Raw genomic sequence first — 14,647 nt, 5'->3', positions numbered from 1 at the left:
GCGAGGAGGCCACCCGTTGACGAAGCGCGGCGCTGGTCCTAGAAGGATTGCCAGACTCCCGTGGTGATTTGGCCGGTCGGCTTGCAGCCACGTTAAACAACTCGCTAAAGGGCCGTTTGCAACCTGTAACCGGCTTTGCGACGGCAATGCCGGTTTTTTATTGTCCGCTGCCGGCCGGACACCGCGTCGGGACGAGACCGATGCGGGACAGGATGAGGACGGACATGGCCGCTCAGCGTGCTGCAAGAAACAACGACGAGGCCGACCATCCGTCGAGCCCGGTGCTGCGGTTCGGCGCGGACAAGCCGCTGAAGCTCGACGCCGGAACGCTGCTCTCGCCCTTCCAGATTGCCTACCAGACCTACGGCACGCTCAACGACGCGCGCTCCAATGCCATCCTCGTCTGCCACGCGCTGACCGGCGACCAGCACGTCGCCAACACCAATCCGGTGACCGGCAAGCCGGGCTGGTGGGAGGTTCTGATCGGCCCCGGCAGGATCATCGACACCAACCGTTTCTTCGTCATCTGCTCCAACGTCGTCGGCGGCTGCCTCGGCTCGACCGGCCCGGCCTCGACCAACCCGGCGACCGGCAAGCCCTACGGGCTCGACCTGCCGATCATCACCATCCGCGACATGGTGCGCGCGCAGACGATGCTGGTCGATCATTTCGGCATCGAGAAGCTGTTTTGCGTGCTTGGCGGCTCGATGGGCGGCATGCAGGTTCTGGAATGGGCGGCGAGCCATTCGGAGCGCGTGTTCTGCGTCCTGCCCATCGCCACCGGCGCCCGCCATTCCTCGCAGAACATCGCCTTCCATGAAGTCGGCCGACAGGCCGTCATGGCCGATCCCGACTGGCATGGCGGCAAATATCTCGATTTCGGCAAGCGGCCGGAAAAAGGGCTCGCCGTCGCGCGCATGGCCGCTCACATCACCTACCTTTCGGAAGCCGCGCTCCACCGCAAGTTCGGCCGCAATTTGCAGGACCGCGAGGCGCTGACCTTCGGCTTCGACGCCGATTTCCAGATCGAGAGCTATCTGCGCCATCAGGGCATGACTTTCGTCGACCGCTTCGACGCCAATTCCTACCTCTATCTGACCCGCGCGATGGACTATTTCGACCTTGCCGCCGATCACGGCGGGCGCCTCGCCGACGCCTTCGCCGGCACCAAGACGCGTTTTTGCCTGGTTTCCTTCACCAGCGATTGGCTGTTCCCGACCGAGGAGAGCCGATCGATCGTGCATGCCTTGAACGCGGCGGGCGCTTCCGTCTCCTTCGTCGAGATCGAGACCGATCGCGGCCACGATGCCTTCCTGCTCGACGAGCCGGAGCTGTTCGCGGCCATCAACGGCTTCATCGCCTCCGCCGCCCGCGCCAGGGGGCTAAGCCTATGACCCCGACAAGTCGCCGACTTTTCGGACCGGGATCATGCGCCGTGCAGGAGGCGAAGCCATGAGCGTCAATCGCGCCCAGCGTGTCGACCTCGAGGTCGTCACCGATCTCATCCCGGCCAATTCGCGCGTCCTCGATGTCGGCTCGGGCGACGGACTGCTTCTGGAGCTCCTGCAGGCGACCAAGCAGGTCGACGGCCGCGGGCTGGAACTGTCGCAGCGCGGCGTCAACGAATGCGTGGCGCGCGGCCTTTCCGTCGTCCAGGGCGATGCCGACAAGGACCTCGAATTCTATCCCGACAAGGGCTTCGACTTCGTCGTGCTCTCACAGACCCTGCAGGCGACCCGCAACCCGAAGCTGGTGCTCGACGAGCTGCTTCGTATCGGCAACCGCGCCATCGTCTCCTTCCCCAATTTCGGCCACTGGCGCGTGCGCTTCTCGCTGTTGGTCAAGGGCAGGATGCCGGTCACCAAGGACCTGCCCTACTCCTGGTACGACACGCCCAACATCCATTTCTGCACCATCCGCGACTTCGTCAATCTGTGCGAGGAACTCGGCGCGACCGTCGAGAAGGCAACCGCGCTCGACGCCAACGGCCAGAAGATCGGCCTTTCGATGCCCTGGTGGTTCTGGAATTTTTTTGGTCAGCAGGCGGTGTTTTTGCTGAGGCGATGACGGAAATGCGTTTCTTTCGTCGATCGCCGGCAGTGGTGGAAATCCCCCCGAATATTCTTTCCGAAATACGGGCGGGAATTCTCGTCTGCACATCGCCGCGCAGCGGTAGCAATCATCTTGCAGGTTTGATGGTTTCCGCCGGGCTGGGCCATCCGCTGGAATGGTTCGGCGGCGACGTCTGCTGGAGCTGCCGGATTATCCGCGAGATCCCCGCGCCCAGCTACTGCGTGCGCTGACACAGGGGCGGTCCTCTACCGGCGTCTATGCAATCAAGCTCTTTGCGAGTCAGTTCGCACAACTTGCCGATAAGATAACTCATCTGACAAATTCGCAGCGCATAGTTGCATCCCGATCGTTTGACAGCATGCTGTTAGGACTATAGCCACTGGGTTGATCAACCGGTTGTGCCGCGATGGCTGAACATCCCACCTATTCTATTGTCTTGGAGATGGAGAATGCCAAATCCATCGACTGGGACGAGATTGGCCTTGGGCTGAAGGCCTTGGCGCGCGAGATCGCCCAGGCTTCCGCTACCGGATTTCCGAAGCCGAAGGTCATAATCTCGCACGGCGGCCTCGAAACTGACGCAGTCTCACTGCGAAGCAGTATCGGAGCTGAAGCGCCACAACTGGAGCAGGTTGCCGATCTGGCCTTCGCGGCGTTCCCTGGCGGCAGATATTACGACCTCAAGAACAATGGCATTCCCTCGTGCGAAGGGAGCGTCCTTGTTTTTCTCGATTCCGATACAGTTCCGGAACGGAACTGGCTCTCAACTCTACTGAAACCCTTCGTCGACCAGCCTGAAACCATCTGTGTGAATGGACACACCTATCTTTCATACGATGACTTCTTCTCGCGAACCTTCGCGTTGATCTGGTTTTTCCCGATGGCTGAGGGAGACGAGAGATTCGCCTCGAAGCGTGCTCTCAACCAACAACATTGCCTTTCGGCACGACTGGATATCCAGTCACCCATTTCCAGCCCACAACGGCTTCAAGGTCTCGTGCACGTTGCTGATGCACCAGCTTTGGAGCGAAGGCCACAAGATAGTCAACGTGGACGCACGCGTTCACCACTATTCGCCGCGGGGCTGGGGGTTCTTCTTTTGGCGCGCGCTGGTAACCGGCAGGGACGCCGATCGAAAATTCGTCGAGCTTCATGCACCTGGCAGGGCTCGGCGTATCGTCAAATCCTTCACGCGCTGGGGGACTATGTCTTGGCGCACGATCCGGCGAGTGACAGGCCATGCGCGGCAGACCGGCATGCCCTCCTGGCAAATCCCGTTTGCTGTCATTGTCGGACTGGCGTTCTATACACTGGCGTTTTTCGGCCATTTCAGCCTGGCGGCCGGCCTTGTCCGTGACGAGGTCGAAATGGTGCCGGACTATATCGGGCACAGCTAACGTCAATCTTTTCCCGCTAGCCAAGCACATCCGTAGCCTTGTGCGGATGCTCGACGCCGTCGACGAAGATCACGTCGGACTGCGAGTTCTGGGTGCGCAGCGAAAGGATCGCCTGATAGGCCGGTGAATTGTACCAGTCCCGCATACGCTGCCTACCGGGGAATTCGATGACGATCAGGTGCCCGGGCCAGCTGTTCTCGACGACCTCGACGTCGCCGCCGTGGACGATGAAGCGCCCGCCGAACGGCGCCAGCGTGGCGTCTATGCTCTCGAGATATTCGAGTATCCAGGGACCCGGGGTGACTTGGCGCATATGGGCAACGGCGTAAGCGGTCATGATCCTGCTCCTTGATGAAACAAAGCCGATCGGTCGGCTTCTTGGAGATCACCATGCGGGAGCCAGGTAGTTCGGTCGATTACCTCAGAAGTCATCGGGGCAAAATCATCCGTTGTTTCCTGTTGGCGGGCCGCCTAATCAACAGGAAGGCCAGTTGTGTTGCCATCAGACCGCAATGTTGCGGAAAAACCGCTAATTTCGGCATTTCTCGGCCGGCCTGGCGTGACACAATGGGAGGTTTTTTGTAGCGTCGGCCGCAAATCAGAGGTGGGACACGAAGATAGCCATCGGACCCATCCGACAAACGCTAGATCCGACCGGTGGTGGCAGCCCGATGTCGAGCCAGGACGTTCCGCTGATCTCAGTGATCACGCCAACCCACAACCGTCGCAGCCAGGTCGTGCGCGCGGTGGAAAGCGCTCTGGCGCAGACACTTACCCGCTTCGAGCACATTGTGGTCGACGACGGTTCGACCGACGGGACGGCCGCTGCGCTCGCCGAAATCCGCGACCCGAGGCTGATTTATGTCGGCGCCAAATGGCGCGGCGCCAATGCCGCGCGCAATGCGGGTATCGAACGCGCACGGGCGCCGGTCGTGACGTTTCTCGATTCGGACGACGTCTATCTGCCGGACCGGCTGGAACGAACACTGGCGCGCTTCGACCAGAACCCCTCGCTCGAAGTCCTCATCAGCTCGTTCGTATCGCTGAAGGGCGGCCGCAGCACCAAATGCATCAATCGCGACGCCTTCCTCGACAAGAGCACGCTGCAGCGCGCCCTGGTCTCGCAGACCATCTTCATTGCCGGCTCGGCGATCACCGCAAGGCGCGAGTCGCTGCTGGCGATCGGCGGCTATGACAGCGACATCACGCGCATGCAGGATCGCGAATTGCTGCTGCGCTTTGCCCAACGCGGCGGCGCCTTGCTGTCCGAGGATATCGACTGGAAGAAGTACAATTCGGAGAATTCGATCTCCGGCCGCCGCGACGGCTATGTCGAGGCCTATGCCAGTCTGATCGACAAGCATCCTTATATCGCCGACCGCTATCCCGACGTTCCGCCTTACATGATTGCGCGTCAGATCATCGCCGATACCCTCAAGGGCAGGTTGCCGCAGGCGTTTTCGGGCTATCATGCCAACCGGTCGTCCAAGTCGCTCGGCTACTCGCCCGCCGAACTCTTGCGCGGCTATGTCGTCGGCCGCCGCTGGCGGCGCGACTGCTACGACGAGTTCCGCGCCAAATACGGCGCCCGGGCGGTCTGAGAAAATCGCAAGACGGCTATCTGTCGAGTTCCGGGAAATAAGGATCGGAGAACCGCTGCCGCAGGCGCTCGCCCAGCAGGCAATCGACCGGCGTCGCATCTTCGACGTGGAAGGATCTGGCGCCTGTCAGGCCGCTGACTTCCTGGACCAGCTTGCGGCGGACGGCGGTCGAGAATTCGGACGCCGCGTAGATCGGCAGCACGAACGAACCGGCTCCTCCGGTCACGCAGTCGGCGTAGTAGCGGTCGAGACGGCCCACACTCGGCGACGGACTGATCAGTATAGGCAGGCCGTTGATGACGACACCGCTGGCAACGGCGGCATCGCGGACTGCCGTGACGGGCAGCCCGGTATTGTTGGGCCCGTCTCCCGATATGTCGATGACGCGGCGCGGCGCCGAAAAGCCGGTTCTCTCCAGGAGCCCGGCGCCGAAGCCGAGGGCACCCGAGATCGAGGTGCCGCGGAAGCTGCGGAACGGCCGCGCGGCGATCTTGTCGGCGAAGGCGTTGGCGCTGTCCTCGCCGTCGATGCCCCGTCCTCGCGCACGACGCCCGCCCATTCGAAATAGGCGAGCGCAATGCGGCCATTTGGACCCGAGCGTACGGCGTTGATGAAGTCGGGGTGGCGCAGCGCTTCGACATAGCCGGCGCGCTGCAGGGCGAGTTCACGCTGGTCCATCGACTGCGAGATGTCGACGGCAAGCACAAGTTCCACGTCCACCGGCGCGCCTTTGCCCGGCATGGGCAATGGCGCCGCCTCGGCGCAGGCAAGGCACACAAGCAGGCCGAGCATCGCAAGCATGGCACCCTCGAACGACCCGGCGGATTTTCCCGGCGATCACGGCGAAAATAAGCTATTTCTTCCCCTGGCGGGCAGCGATGGGTGGTGGCTCGATCGCGCCGGCGCGGACACGGGCCGGCTTCAAAGCCGGTGCGCCGGTATCCTTCACGATATTCAGCGCGCGCGGGAAGAACTGGGTGTTGTGCTGGCCCCGCCCGATATTGATGATTGCGGTTTCGGGCAGGCGCTTCTGCAGCATGGCTAGCACCCGCCGCAACGTCGGCCCGTCGAACGCATCCAGGGCTTCGTCGATGATCACCCATTTCGGCTTGCGCAAGGCGAGCCTGGCGAAAGCCAGCGCCCGTTGTTCGTCATCGCCGAGCTCGCGTTCCCATCGCCTGGGACGATCAAGGGTGGTTGCCAGTGGATCGAGGCCGACCTCGCCAAGCACCGCCGCGATCTCGGCATCGCTGGCCGGGGCCTCGCCGTTCGGATGATCGAGCACCTCGCGCAGCGTGCCGGCCGGGAAATAGGGCACGCGCGGCACGAAGATGGGAGTCTCGCCGGCCGGCAGGCCGATCCGCCCGCTCCCCCACGGCCACAGGCCGGCAAGGGCGCGGAAGAACAATGTCTTGCCGGCGCCCGGCTCGCCGGTGATCATGACGCGCTCGCCGGCGTGGATTTCGACATCCGTCTGGGCAAGCTTGGTGCAGCCTTCCGGCGAAGCCACCTGAAGCGTGTCGAAGGTCAGGCTGCCATTGGCGTTTTCGCCGAACTGGATGTGTTTTTCCGTATCATGCAGCGCGTCGGTTTCGGTGAGCGCGATGCGGAAATCGGCCACGCGCATCAGCGTCGCGCGCCAGTCGGCGATACTGCCGATGTTGTTGATGAACCAGCGCAGGGATGAATGAACCTGGTTGAAGGCGCCGACCGCCATCATCAACCCGCCGAATGAGATGTCGCCCGAGAAATAGACCGGCGACGCCACCAGGATGGGCGCCACCACGGTTATCCAGCCATAGGTGTCGGTCACCCAGGCCAGGTTGATCTGGGCGGTGAAGATGCGCCGCATGGCGCCCAGCACCGTGCCGAGATCGAGCTCGAGCCGGCGTCTGGCGTCGGGCTCGCCATGATAGAGCGCGATCGCATCGACATTCTCGTTGACCCGCACCATGGAGGAGCGCAGCTCCGCCTCGCGGGTGTAGCGCTCGCTGTTGAGGCCGATCAGCGGACGCCCGACCAGCCAGCTCAGCCACGAGGCGATGCCGGCATAGAGGAACGCGGCCCAGACCATATAGCCCGGTATCTCCAGCGAATGGCCGCCGACATGGAACACGAAGCCGGAAGACAGCTCCCACAGCACGCCGATGAAGGAGACAAGCAGAATGAACGACTGCAGCAGGCCGACGCCCAGATCCGTCGACAGATCCGACAAATGAGCGGCATCCTGCTGCATGCGCTGGTCGGGATTGACGCCGATGGTGCCGGCATTGGCAAGCCGAAAGGCCCGCGCTGGGCGCATCCATTGATCGATGAGGTCGAGCGTCAGCGCCTCGCGCAGCCTCAGACGGATCATCTGGTTGAGCCAGGTCTGGCCGATATTGAGCACCAGAAGCCCGCCGGCGATCATCGCAAAGACCAGAAGCTGGTGTAGGAAGGCCGTCATGTCGCGCCGGGCCAGCGCATCGTAGAAAGGCTGATTCCAGCGATTGAGCAGGACCTGTCCCACCGAGGTTGCGACGATGACCGCGACGATACCGATGGAGACCCAGGCAAGTTGCCTGCGCACCGGCGAGGATTTCAGCCCCAGCTTGATCGTCGCCACCTGGTCGGCGAGGCTGCTCGCCTCCACCGAGACAACGGGTTTCTGCCGCCCCGGCTTTCTATCGGTCTGGTGGTCCATGAAGGATATTCCTGGTTTCCGCTGCGGTCATGATTACCGCGCCGAGCGAGCATGCCTTAGCTCGGGCATGCCTCAGATAGGGTGACGATTGCCGCGCGATCCAAGGCGCGGCGATCACGAACGCGTCACTTGGCCAGGCGCGGCGTCAGCCGCACGCCGGCCAAGCCGCGTTGCGCCCTGCGGCGAGAAGACCGGCACGAAGACGCGGCGAGAAGCACGCTGCGCGACCGGCACGCCCTGGTAGAGCCGCTTCTGCGCCTCGACGACGATGACGCCGGAAAAGATCGGCCAGAACCGCCGGCCAGCCTTCTCCAGCACATTGTGGAAGCGCATCATGAAACGCCGCGGCGACGGCGGGAAGAACAGCGCATCGCTCCATGTTGCCGGGGTGAAATTCGCCTCGCGCAACAGCTCGGTCAACTGGCCACGCGAGAACGGCCGGCCATTGCCGAAGGGCGTGTGCTCGAACCGCGCCCAGACGCCGCGCCGGTTGGGCACGACGATGACCACGCGCCCGGCCGGCGACAGCACGCGCCAGATCTCGTTCAGCGTCTCGCGCGGGTTTTCGGCATGTTCGAGCGAATGCACCAAAAGCACGCGGTCGATGCAGGAATCGACCAGCGGCAGCTCCTCGTCGAAGACCAGCGCCGTCGCCGTCGGCCCCGACACCGGCCACACCACCGCGCCTTGCGTCGCCGGCATGAAGGCGAAGACGCGCTCGGCATCGGTGCCGAAGCGTTCCAGCCATGGCAGCGCATAGCCGAGGCCGACCAGCCGCTCATTGGGAACGGTCGCCCATACGGACGACAGCGCCATGGTGATCGAATGCTCGGCCAGGCGCCCGAGCGTGGTCGAATAGAAGGAACGCAGGTCGACGATATCCGAATGCATGCGCGCGACGGTAGCCGCGAAGGGGCCCAAGTTCAACAAAGGCGGAAAGTTCAACAAAGGCGCCTAGTTCAACAAACCCGGATGACATCGGCGGCCGGCCGCCCTATGTCTGCGACGACAAAGGGAGACATGCGATGCCGGTCGAAATCGAGCAGTTCATGTGCCGCACCGACAATTTCGGCGTGCTGGTCCACGATCCGAAAAGCGGACAGACGGCGATCATCGACGCGCCGGAAGAAGCGCCGATCCTGGCGGCGGTCAAGCGCACCGGCTGGACGCCGACATTGATCCTCACCACGCACCATCATGCTGACCATGTCGAAGCCAATCTGGCGCTGAAGGAACGCTTCAAATTGCGCATCGTCGGCCCGGAAGCCGAGAAGGCGAAGATCCCCGGCATCGACGAGACGGTCAGCCAAGGCTCGGTCGTGCTCCTTGGCGAGGAACGCATCGAGGTCATGGAGACGCCCGGCCATACCGCCGGCCACGTCTCCTACTATCTGCCGGCCTCAAAAGTGGCCTTCACCGCCGATACGCTGTTTGCACTGGGTTGCGGCCGCCTGTTCGAATGCAAGCCGCCGGTCATGTATGACTCTTTGAAGAAGCTGGCGGCGCTGCCGGCGCAAACCGCCATCTATTGCGGCCACGAATACACCTTGGCCAATGCCCGTTTCGCGGTGACGGTCGACCCGACCAACTCGGCGCTGAAGCAGCGCGCGGCGAGGATCGAAGCGCTGCGCGCCGACGACAAGCCGACATTGCCGACGACCATCGGAGAGGAACTGTCGACCAACCCGTTCCTGCGTTGGCACGACCCGGCGATCCGCAAGCATCTCGGCATGGAGAAAGCCTCGGACGCAGAGGTGTTTGCCGAGATCCGCAAGCGCAAGGACAATTTTTAGTTCCACCGCATGTCGACCAAAAGGCTCGACGTTCGTCGCAGCAAAGGCCGCCAATGACCAGCGCCGCCGAGATTATCGCAACGCTAGGCCTCGAGCCGCATCCGGAGGGCGGCTGGTACGCCGAGACCTTTCGCGACGCCGCGGGCGGCCCGCGCGGTCATTCGACCGCGATCTACTTCCTGCTCGAGCACGGCCAGCTTTCGGCCTGGCACCGGGTGAAGGACGCGGCCGAGGTCTGGCATTTTTATGCCGGAGCGCCGCTGGCGCTGTCGATGCATGAGGAAGGCGCAGGCGCCGTTATCGAGCAGGTGCTTGGCACGGCCCTTGCCGCCGGCGAGCGGCCGCAGATCGTCGTGCCGGCCGGCTGGTGGCAGTCGGCGCGCAGCCTCGGCGAGTGGACGCTGGTCGGCTGCACCGTGGCGCCGGGCTTCGATTTCGCCGCTTTCGAGCTGGCCGAGCCGGGCTGGCAGCCGGTCTAGAGCAATTCCAGGAAAAGTGTGAGGGGTTTTCCGTCCGGAATTGCGTAAAAAACAAAGAGATAGGGCGTTTCGTCGTTTCCGTGAAACGGTGAAACGCACTAGGCGAGTAGAAGTCCCAAGGTGATCGCCAGCTGGGCGGCATAGTAAAGCACCCAGACCGCATGGCGCATCCACAGGCGATGCGGCGAGATCGCCGCCAGCAGGAAGCGCTCGGTTGCCAGCAGCCCGTCCGAGGCGATGAACAGCACCGCGCCGGCGATTACCCAGGGAGCATTGGTCGTGAGCGCCGAAATGCCCATGGCGAGGATCGCCGCGACATAGACGGCGACCGGCGCGCGCAGTTGCGGGCCGACGCGGCGCCAGAGCGCGGCAAGCATGACGATGCTGAATGCGGCCATGGCCAAGGCGATCGCGCCGCGCCAGGGTTCGGCGCTCAACAGGCCGGGCCCGCCGCCTGCCTGCGAAAACAGCGCGACATAGGCGATATGACCGGCGAGAAAGCTCGCCAACCCGCCGAGAAAGGCCTTTTCGCCGTCGCGTGACAGAAAGGCGTCGCCGACAGCGCTGAGTGCCAGCGCCGCGACCAGCAGCAGCGGACCGCCCTGCATGGCGGCAAGCACGGCCAGCAAAGCCACGGCAAGCGTCTTTGCCGCCGTGCGCGTCCACTTCGGCGGCATGTCGAGCGCAAAGGCGTAGATAACGGCCGCGACGAACGAGAACAAAAGCGTCGCGTTGGCGTTGGCCTCGATGCCGCCGGAAAACGGCATCATGCGTTGACCTCCTTGGCCGCCGGCTTGCGCATCAGCAGCGACTTCGCCGCGAGCGCGGCGCCTCCGGTGATGAGCACGCAGGCCGCGAGGATGCGCAGCGACGGCTCGGCGACGCCAGCGGCGATCAGCACCAGCGTCGACAGAAGCGGCGCGGCGTAGCTCGCGGCGCCCAGCACCTGGATGTTGCCGCGCTTGACGCCGATGTCCCAGGCATAGAAGGCCGCGCCCACCGGCATCAGGCCGAGCCCGATGACGGCCAGCCATTGTCCGAGGCTGTCCGGCAGTACCGTCTTCTCAAGCAGCAGATGGCAGGCAAGCGACAGCGCCGACGTCGCCGCGCAGAACCAGGTGACGATCGAGGTCGGCACCGACGGAAAGCGCCGCGACAAGAGCGAATAGGACGACCACAACAGCGCGCAGACGGCCGCCATCGCATAGCCGAAGGCGTAGCGCGCGTCGAAGGCCAGCCCGCCGCCCTTGGTGACGATCAGGAAGGTGCCGGCAAGGCCGAGCAGCGCCCCGACGACATGGTTCCAGGCAAGCCGCTCGCCCGGCATCAGCGCCGAGCCGAGCACGATCAGCAGCGGCCACAGATAGGCGATCAGGCTCGCCTCGACCGCCGGCGCATTGCGCAGCGCCGTGAAGTAGAAGAAATGATAACCGAACAGCCCGGCAATGCCGATCACCCAGACTTGGCGAGGGATCTTCCGGCCCCGGTCGGAAGCCGGCATCACCAGCCGCGCCACGAGCCCGACGCAGGTGCCGATGGCGAAGGTGATGGCCGACAACAGGAAGGGTGGCACCTGTCCGGAAGCGTTGGTGAGCAGCGCCAGCAGCGCCCACATGGCGACCGCCGAAAACCCGATCAGTGTTGCGCGCCCCATGTTTCCCCCGCCGGCGCGCGATGGCGCCTGTCCTAATTTACCGCCTCGAACCGTCTCGCGCTGATGGTCAGCGGGCCAATCTGGGTCCCGACCGTGGCGCGGATCGGCGCATATATGCCGGATTGGCCGAGCGGTGCAAACGTCACCAGCATGCGGCTCTTGTTCTTCAGGAAATTCAAAGCTTTGCGGCCCTTGCGATAGCCCGCCACCGGCTCGAAGCCCATTTTGCAGGTCACCGTGTCGCCCTTGTAGCCCGGCACCGAGATCGAACCCTTGGAGGCATAGGTCAAGGTCAGGTCGGCGCGCATCTCGCCATCATAGAACTTGACCGTGCGTCCGCAGACCTTGTCCAGGCTGTCGGCGTGGATGACGGTCGCGGCCATCGGATCGAGCACCGATTTCAGGTCGCTATCGCCCAGCGGCACCCAGCTCTTCGGATCGCGCTTCTTTGGCGCGGGAACGACTTGCGTGGAGGTGACGGCGCCGTTGTTGAAGCGGATATCGACCATCGAGGCCTTCTTGCCCGACGTATAGTCGGCCCGGAATGCGTGCGGTTGCATCTGCTTACCGGAAATGGTGCCTTTCGAGGAAATCGTGCCTTTCGTGTCGTCGAACAACTTGCCGAGGCCGGCGGCCGAGACGGTGCCGTCAATGGCATAGTTGTCGCCTTGGTATCGGCTGGAGAAAGTCGCCCTGGCGATCGAAAGGCCGAGAAACGACACCGTATACTCGCCCTTGAACGACTGCGGCGGCGCGGCGGCGAAGCTCGTTGCCGGCACGGCAACGGCAAGCAGGGCGGCGAATGCATGAGAAGGACGGAGCATGGCGGCTGGCTGATCCCTGGCGGTTCGGCCGGAACGCAGCGGCTCCAGCCTGGCAGATCCCTTCGCGATGGGCTTATACTGTGAAATCCGGCCTTTATATGGAGCGTGCCTGACAGCGGGGCGCGTGCCGGAGCTTGACGCAGTGGTGAAATGCCACTATGGAACGCCAACTTTTCCAAAGGCCGCCTGACCGAGACCGCGCGCCGCCCGGCGCGGGCAGAATGGTTTGGCAGGCTTAGAACTGAGGTTAGACAAGATGTCCCGCACCTGCGAACTCACTGCCAAGGCAGTCCAGACCGGCAACAATGTGAGCCACGCCAACAACAAGACCAAGCGTCGCTTCCTGCCGAATCTGGTCAATGTGACGCTGATTTCCGAAGCGCTGAACCAGAATGTTCGCCTGCGCATTTCGGCCAACGCGCTGCGTTCGGTCGAGCACCGCGGCGGCCTCGACGCTTTCCTGGCCAAGGCCGACGTCAAGGAATTGTCGCAGCGCGCCCGTCTGCTCAAGAAGCAGATCGCCAAGAAGCTGGCCGAGCAGTCGGCCGCTTAAAGCAGCAGCTTTCAGGCGGGGGACGACCGCCTCGAGCCCGGCCAAACCGGTGCTCGAAACAGGAGCGAGCGTCGGCATGACGCTCGGCTGGTTCCATTACCCAGGATAAAAAAATGTATTTCCTGAAGCGATATTTGCCCTTCGTGGCCGCCATGGCGCTTGTCGTCGTGGCGTCGAACATCCTCGTGCAGTTCCCGATGCAGGGCCAGATCGGCGGCCTGTCGCTGGCGGACCTGCTGACCTGGGGCGCCTTCACCTATCCTTTCTCCTTCCTGGTCACCGACCTCGCCAACCGCCGCTACGGGCCGGCCGTGGCGCGCAAGGTGGTGTTCGTCGGCTTCATGACCGCGGTGACCTGTTCGATCCTGATTCCGCCCTTCCTGTTCCGTCATGGGCTGATCGAGTTCGAGACCGCCGCCGACCGGCTGGTGCGCATCGCCGGCGCTTCCGGCGCTGCCTTCCTCGCCGCGCAATTGCTGGACGTTACCGTCTTCAACCGGCTGCGCCGGCAGAGCTGGTGGCGCGCGCCGATCGTCGGCACGCTGGTCGGCTCCATCTTCGACACCGTCGTCTTCTTCGGCGTCGCCTTCTCCGCCGCCTTCGCCTTTGCCGGTCCCAACGACAGCTTCGCGCTGGAGACCGCGCCGCTGGTGGGTGTGCTGCCGGTCGAGACGATGCGCTGGGTCTCCTGGGCGCTTGGCGACCTTTCGGTCAAGCTGATCATCGCCGTGGTGGCGCTGATCCCCTACCGGCTGCTCGCCGCGCGCTGGAGCCAGCCGGCGGTCGCGGTCGGAGCATGATCCCAGCAAGTGGAATCGGGCCGTGATCCCCTGGGTTCAGCTTGACTCCGCCCGCACGCCCGATGGCGGCCAGGAGCTGCGCCTGAAGCGGCGCGGCGCTGAATTCTCGATCATGCTCGGCACCAACGAGCTGATGAACAGCCGCCTCAGCGGTTCCGAGGAAGCGCTGGCCAGGCTTTCCTGTCAGCGTATCGCCGGACGCGAGCGGCCAAGCATCCTTATCGGCGGGCTCGGCATGGGCTTCACCTTGCGCGCCGCCCTCGCCGCGCTCAATGGCGATGCTGCCGTCACCGTTGCCGAGCTCGTCCCCGCGGTCGTCGCCTGGGCGCGCGGCCCCATGGCGGAAATCTTCGGTGGCTGCTTCGATGATCCCCGCGTCACCATTCGCGAGGCCGATGTCGGCCAGGTGATAGGGGCGGAGAATGCCGCTTGGGACGCGATCCTGCTCGATGTCGACAATGGTCCCGAAGGCATCGTCCACAAGGGCAATGACACGCTCTATGGCGCCGCCGGCCTTGCGGCCGCCCGCGCCGCGTTGAGGCCCGGCGGCGTGCTTGCAGTCTGGTCGCAGGGGCCGGACAGCGGCTTCACCCGACGGCTGAAACATGCCGGCTTCGCGGTCGAGGAGATCAGCACGCGGGCCAACGGCAAGCGCGGCGCCCGCCACGTCATCTGGATCGCAACCAACCAGGGCTGACGCTTTCAGCCACAGCCGCGGCGGCTTTACGCTTTGTTACGCCCGATCGTGCAGGATCGCGAAAATTCTCCAGAGTGGTGGGGGGGGGGGGGG

Annotated in this window: 16 protein-coding genes, 1 pseudogene and 1 riboswitch; of the genes and pseudogenes, 10 read left to right on the top strand and 7 right to left on the bottom strand. The window is 64.0% G+C overall.

From position 1 onward, the window contains the following. The first annotated feature begins 50 nt into the window (after positions 1-50). Positions 51-128: riboswitch (SAM riboswitch) on the top strand. 96 nt (positions 129-224) lie between these two features. The 4 genes from metX to LB525_RS19365 all read left to right on the top strand — a co-directional run bounded on the left by metX (position 225) and on the right by LB525_RS19365 (position 3,430). After that, a complete protein-coding gene (gene metX / locus LB525_RS19380; protein ID WP_224545961.1) occupies positions 225-1,394 on the top strand; it encodes a homoserine O-acetyltransferase MetX in 1,170 nt (389 codons plus the stop codon). Between the two features lie 58 nt (positions 1,395-1,452). After that, complete coding sequence (metW, locus tag LB525_RS19375) at positions 1,453-2,067, top strand: methionine biosynthesis protein MetW (RefSeq protein WP_140692700.1); 615 nt, start codon at positions 1,453-1,455, stop codon at positions 2,065-2,067. A 5-nt stretch (positions 2,068-2,072) separates the two neighbouring features. Further along, entirely contained in the window at positions 2,073-2,303 is a 231-nt protein-coding gene (locus LB525_RS19370; protein ID WP_224545959.1) for a hypothetical protein, read from the top strand. Between the two features lie 176 nt (positions 2,304-2,479). Further along, positions 2,480-3,430 carry a glycosyltransferase family A protein gene (locus tag LB525_RS19365; RefSeq protein ID WP_224545957.1) on the top strand — a complete coding sequence of 317 codons (951 nt, stop codon included), beginning with the start codon at positions 2,480-2,482 and terminating at the stop codon, positions 3,428-3,430. Between the two features lie 56 nt (positions 3,431-3,486). On the opposite strand, the gene LB525_RS19360 is transcribed toward LB525_RS19365, so the two are convergent. Then, complete coding sequence (locus LB525_RS19360) at positions 3,487-3,807, bottom strand: DUF1330 domain-containing protein (protein WP_224545955.1); 321 nt, start codon at positions 3,805-3,807, stop codon at positions 3,487-3,489. Positions 3,808-4,141: 334 nt separating this feature from the next. Here LB525_RS19360 and LB525_RS19355 point away from each other — a divergent pair, with 334 nt between their 5' ends. Next, on the top strand, positions 4,142-5,071 hold the full coding sequence (locus tag LB525_RS19355) for a glycosyltransferase family 2 protein (RefSeq protein ID WP_224545953.1): 930 nt from the start codon (positions 4,142-4,144) through the stop codon (positions 5,069-5,071). A 16-nt stretch (positions 5,072-5,087) separates the two neighbouring features. On the opposite strand, the pseudogene LB525_RS19350 reads toward LB525_RS19355, so the two are convergent. The 3 genes and pseudogenes from LB525_RS19350 to LB525_RS19340 form a co-directional block, all read right to left on the bottom strand. Next, positions 5,088-5,863, bottom strand: a pseudogene (locus LB525_RS19350) (DUF1194 domain-containing protein). Between the two features lie 61 nt (positions 5,864-5,924). Further along, the gene (locus tag LB525_RS19345; protein WP_224545950.1) at positions 5,925-7,754 is read right to left on the bottom strand and encodes an ABC transporter ATP-binding protein/permease; all 1,830 of its coding nucleotides are present in this window, start codon (positions 7,752-7,754) and stop codon (positions 5,925-5,927) included. A 114-nt stretch (positions 7,755-7,868) separates the two neighbouring features. Next, complete coding sequence (locus LB525_RS19340) at positions 7,869-8,645, bottom strand: class I SAM-dependent methyltransferase (RefSeq protein WP_095767455.1); 777 nt, start codon at positions 8,643-8,645, stop codon at positions 7,869-7,871. Between the two features lie 134 nt (positions 8,646-8,779). Between LB525_RS19340 and gloB the strand changes: the two genes are divergently transcribed. After that, on the top strand, positions 8,780-9,547 hold the full coding sequence (gloB, locus tag LB525_RS19335; protein WP_224545948.1) for a hydroxyacylglutathione hydrolase: 768 nt from the start codon (positions 8,780-8,782) through the stop codon (positions 9,545-9,547). 53 nt (positions 9,548-9,600) lie between these two features. Beyond that, entirely contained in the window at positions 9,601-10,026 is a 426-nt protein-coding gene (locus LB525_RS19330) for a cupin domain-containing protein (protein WP_224545946.1), read from the top strand. Between the two features lie 98 nt (positions 10,027-10,124). On the opposite strand, the gene LB525_RS19325 is transcribed toward LB525_RS19330, so the two are convergent. From LB525_RS19325 to LB525_RS19315, 3 genes are read right to left on the bottom strand one after another with little or no spacing between them, the layout of a single operon-like run. After that, positions 10,125-10,796: a lysoplasmalogenase gene (locus LB525_RS19325; protein ID WP_224545944.1), complete on the bottom strand. Its 672-nt coding sequence runs from the start codon at positions 10,794-10,796 to the stop codon at positions 10,125-10,127. Continuing rightward, the gene (locus LB525_RS19320) at positions 10,793-11,680 is read right to left on the bottom strand and encodes a DMT family transporter (protein ID WP_095767451.1); all 888 of its coding nucleotides are present in this window, start codon (positions 11,678-11,680) and stop codon (positions 10,793-10,795) included. The genes LB525_RS19325 and LB525_RS19320 overlap by 4 nt, the downstream gene beginning before the upstream one ends. A 32-nt stretch (positions 11,681-11,712) precedes the next feature. Then, positions 11,713-12,504: a DUF3108 domain-containing protein gene (locus tag LB525_RS19315; RefSeq protein WP_224545932.1), complete on the bottom strand. Its 792-nt coding sequence runs from the start codon at positions 12,502-12,504 to the stop codon at positions 11,713-11,715. A gap of 256 nt (positions 12,505-12,760) precedes the next feature. Between LB525_RS19315 and rpmB the strand changes: the two genes are divergently transcribed. The 3 genes from rpmB to LB525_RS19300 all read left to right on the top strand — a co-directional run bounded on the left by rpmB (position 12,761) and on the right by LB525_RS19300 (position 14,554). After that, entirely contained in the window at positions 12,761-13,057 is a 297-nt protein-coding gene (rpmB, locus tag LB525_RS19310; protein ID WP_095767449.1) for a 50S ribosomal protein L28, read from the top strand. A 113-nt stretch (positions 13,058-13,170) separates the two neighbouring features. Next, the gene (locus LB525_RS19305; protein ID WP_224545921.1) at positions 13,171-13,857 is read left to right on the top strand and encodes a queuosine precursor transporter; all 687 of its coding nucleotides are present in this window, start codon (positions 13,171-13,173) and stop codon (positions 13,855-13,857) included. Between the two features lie 22 nt (positions 13,858-13,879). After that, on the top strand, positions 13,880-14,554 hold the full coding sequence (locus LB525_RS19300; RefSeq protein ID WP_140845867.1) for a hypothetical protein: 675 nt from the start codon (positions 13,880-13,882) through the stop codon (positions 14,552-14,554). Positions 14,555-14,647: the final 93 nt, after the last annotated feature.

It is taken from the genome of Mesorhizobium sp. CA16 (genome assembly GCF_020165175.1).
In the GTDB taxonomy this organism is placed as follows: Bacteria; Pseudomonadota; Alphaproteobacteria; order Rhizobiales; family Rhizobiaceae; genus Mesorhizobium.
The sequence above is the reverse complement of the archived record's forward strand: the minus strand, read 5'-3'. Positions and strand labels throughout refer to the sequence as shown.

Coding starts and splice junctions, on each gene's coding strand:
- metX (WP_224545961.1), top strand. CDS start 225: ATGGCCGCTCAGCGTGCTGCAAGAAACAACGACGAGGCCGACCATCCG.
- metW (WP_140692700.1), top strand. CDS start 1,453: ATGAGCGTCAATCGCGCCCAGCGTGTCGACCTCGAGGTCGTCACCGAT.
- LB525_RS19370 (WP_224545959.1), top strand. CDS start 2,073: ATGCGTTTCTTTCGTCGATCGCCGGCAGTGGTGGAAATCCCCCCGAAT.
- LB525_RS19365 (WP_224545957.1), top strand. CDS start 2,480: ATGGCTGAACATCCCACCTATTCTATTGTCTTGGAGATGGAGAATGCC.
- LB525_RS19360 (WP_224545955.1), bottom strand. CDS start 3,807: ATGACCGCTTACGCCGTTGCCCATATGCGCCAAGTCACCCCGGGTCCC.
- LB525_RS19355 (WP_224545953.1), top strand. CDS start 4,142: ATGTCGAGCCAGGACGTTCCGCTGATCTCAGTGATCACGCCAACCCAC.
- LB525_RS19345 (WP_224545950.1), bottom strand. CDS start 7,754: ATGGACCACCAGACCGATAGAAAGCCGGGGCGGCAGAAACCCGTTGTC.
- LB525_RS19340 (WP_095767455.1), bottom strand. CDS start 8,645: ATGCATTCGGATATCGTCGACCTGCGTTCCTTCTATTCGACCACGCTC.
- gloB (WP_224545948.1), top strand. CDS start 8,780: ATGCCGGTCGAAATCGAGCAGTTCATGTGCCGCACCGACAATTTCGGC.
- LB525_RS19330 (WP_224545946.1), top strand. CDS start 9,601: ATGACCAGCGCCGCCGAGATTATCGCAACGCTAGGCCTCGAGCCGCAT.
- LB525_RS19325 (WP_224545944.1), bottom strand. CDS start 10,796: ATGATGCCGTTTTCCGGCGGCATCGAGGCCAACGCCAACGCGACGCTT.
- LB525_RS19320 (WP_095767451.1), bottom strand. CDS start 11,680: ATGGGGCGCGCAACACTGATCGGGTTTTCGGCGGTCGCCATGTGGGCG.
- LB525_RS19315 (WP_224545932.1), bottom strand. CDS start 12,504: ATGCTCCGTCCTTCTCATGCATTCGCCGCCCTGCTTGCCGTTGCCGTG.
- rpmB (WP_095767449.1), top strand. CDS start 12,761: ATGTCCCGCACCTGCGAACTCACTGCCAAGGCAGTCCAGACCGGCAAC.
- LB525_RS19305 (WP_224545921.1), top strand. CDS start 13,171: ATGTATTTCCTGAAGCGATATTTGCCCTTCGTGGCCGCCATGGCGCTT.